Source organism: Ruegeria sp. O6 (genome assembly GCF_056535045.1).
The window spans coordinates 1-2,466 of the sequence record NZ_JBQERM010000037.1 but is presented as its reverse complement, the minus strand read 5'-3'; the positions used below and the strand labels follow the sequence as shown (position 1 = coordinate 2,466).

Sequence of the window (2,466 nt, the reverse complement as noted above, 5' to 3'; positions counted from 1 at the left end):
GGTCAGACTTTGACGGCTTGTAGTTCTTCGAGCAGGTCGAGGAGTTGGTTGAGTTTTTCTCGTCCCATTTGTTTTTCGATGCTTTGGTAGATCTGCAGAGAGGTTCCGAGGTTATCGGCGAGGATGTTTCGTCCTTCGTTTGTGATCTTCACCATTGTGCGTCGTTTGTCGTGGCTGTCCTGGCGGCGTGATATTTGGCCTTCGGCTTCCATCGTGCGCAGGATGCGGGTGAGGCTTGGCAACAGCAGGCAGGCCTCTTTGGCAATCGAGCTTTGCTCCACTTCACCCAACTCGTCCAGCACGCGCAGGATGCGCCATTTCTGCTCGGTCAGTTGTATCCCCTGCAGCATGTCCCGGATGGGGGCCATGACGGTTTCGCGTGCGCGCAGCAAGGCAATCGGAAGGGCGCGCGAGGTGTTCTTGGTGTGGCTTTGTTCACTCATGACAGTCTTCTAATTCGCAGAGTCAAAAGATGCAAAGATTAACAAAGCAAGTTCTTGACAGCGGGGGTTCCAATTTACTAAACATGTTTACCATTGGAGGGAGCATATGCCACATTTTCACGTCGAGTATTCCGGCAATCTGGAAGACAGGGTCGATATGAGTGGCTTGTGCGAATGCATCCGGGCCACGGCTGCCGGGATCAAGACATTTCCCCTGCCCGGTATTCGTGTCCGGGCCACGCGGGTCGATCACTATGCCATCGCGGACGGCAATCCGGCGCATGGGTTTATCGATATCTCGATCCGCCTGCGCGCTGGCCGGGCTGCGGATGTCAAACGGGACGCCACGCAGCGCATTTTTGAGGCGGTTGAGGCCTATCTGTCCCCCGCCTTCGCCGGACATTCCATCGCGCTCTCGCTTGAGATGCGTGACATTGACCCAGACCTTTCGCCCAAGACCGGCACGATCCGGGACCATTTGGGCGCGACCAACCAGGAGACCTGATCCATGAGCGCACTGGATACGAATATCGAGAAGCTGGCGGGCTTTCTGGCCCGGTTTAAGGAAACCGGCATCAAGAACCGGATCGCGGGCGAAGATCGCGACGGTTCCGCAGGGGTGTTCCAATCCACCTCCCCGGTTGACAGGTCGGTGATCTGCGATGTCGCCCATGGCACAGCCGATGATATCGACGCTGCCGCCAATGCCGCCCACGCCGCATTTGCCGATTGGCGCGACATGCCTGCCACCGAGCGGCGCCGCATCTTGCTGAACGTTGCCGATGCGATCGAGGCCCGTGCCGAGGAAATTGCGCTGTGTGAATGCTGGGACACCGGCCAGACCCTGCGCTTTATGTCCAAGGCCGCGCTGCGGGGGGCCGAGAATTTCCGGTATTTCGCGGATCAGGTGGTCCAGGCGCGGGACGGTCAGCACCTTAAGTCGCCGACCCTGATGAACATCACCACGCGCGTACCGATCGGTCCGGTGGGGGTGATCACGCCGTGGAACACGCCGTTCATGCTGTCGACATGGAAGATCGCACCTGCTTTGGCTGCCGGGTGCACCGTGGTTCACAAACCGGCCGAAGATTCTCCGCTGTCCGCTCGCCTGCTGGTGGAGATCGCCGAAGAGGCCGGGCTGCCCAAGGGTGTGCTGAACACCGTGAACGGGTTCGGCCCCGATGCGGGTAAGGCGTTGACGGAGCATCCGTTGATCAAGGCGATCGCCTTTGTCGGTGAAAGCCGCACCGGCAGCAGCATCACCAAACAAGGTGCCGATACGCTCAAGCGGATGCATCTGGAACTGGGCGGCAAGAACCCGGTTGTTGTGTTCGACGACGCCGATCTCGACCGGGCGCTGGATGCGGTGATCTTCATGATCTACTCGATCAATGGCGAGCGCTGCACGTCATCCTCGCGCCTGCTGGTGCAGGACACCATCAAGGACGCGTTCGAGGCAAAGCTGATCGAACGGGTCAACACCATCAAGGTCGGCCATCCGCTGGATCCTGAGACCGAGATCGGGCCACTGGTGACCGAGGAGCATTATAACAAGGTGACCTCCTATTTTGACATCGCCAAAGAAGACGGTGCGACTGTCGCCGCCGGAGGTGTCAAGGTGGGCGACACAGGGTATTTCATTCGCCCAACCTTGTTTACCGATGCCAATAACCAGATGCGTATCGCGCGCGAAGAGATATTCGGCCCGGTTCTGACCTCGATCCCGTTCTCGACCGAGGACGAGGCGCTGCAGATTGCCAACGACACACCATACGGTCTGACCGGCTATGTCTGGACCAATGACCTGACCCGCGCCTTGCGGTTCACCGACAAGCTAGAAGCCGGGATGATCTGGGTGAACTCGGAAAACGTCCGCCACCTGCCCACCCCGTTCGGCGGCGTCAAAGCATCCGGTATCGGCCGCGACGGCGGCAACTGGAGCTTCGAGTTCTACATGGAACAAAAACACGTCGGCTTCGCAACCGGAAACCACAACATCATGCAGCTGGGGAAACTGTAACCG

At 59.0% G+C, this 2,466-nt stretch carries 3 protein-coding genes; 2 read left to right on the top strand and 1 reads right to left on the bottom strand.

Annotated features, from left to right (window positions below):
* Positions 1 to 2 precede the first annotated feature (2 nt).
* Positions 3 to 443 carry a homoprotocatechuate degradation operon regulator HpaR gene (hpaR, locus tag ACR0DY_RS19860; RefSeq protein WP_267365251.1) on the bottom strand — a complete coding sequence of 147 codons (441 nt, stop codon included), beginning with the start codon at positions 441 to 443 and terminating at the stop codon, positions 3 to 5.
* Between the two features lie 106 nt (positions 444 to 549).
* On the opposite strand from hpaR, the gene ACR0DY_RS19855 reads away from it, so the two are divergent.
* Positions 550 to 948, top strand: a complete 399-nt coding sequence (locus tag ACR0DY_RS19855; RefSeq protein ID WP_480484965.1) for a 5-carboxymethyl-2-hydroxymuconate Delta-isomerase — start codon at positions 550 to 552, stop codon at positions 946 to 948.
* Between the two features lie 3 nt (positions 949 to 951).
* Positions 952 to 2,463 carry a 5-carboxymethyl-2-hydroxymuconate semialdehyde dehydrogenase gene (hpaE, locus tag ACR0DY_RS19850; protein WP_480899023.1) on the top strand — a complete coding sequence of 504 codons (1,512 nt, stop codon included), beginning with the start codon at positions 952 to 954 and terminating at the stop codon, positions 2,461 to 2,463.
* The last annotated feature ends 3 nt before the right edge of the window (positions 2,464 to 2,466 follow it).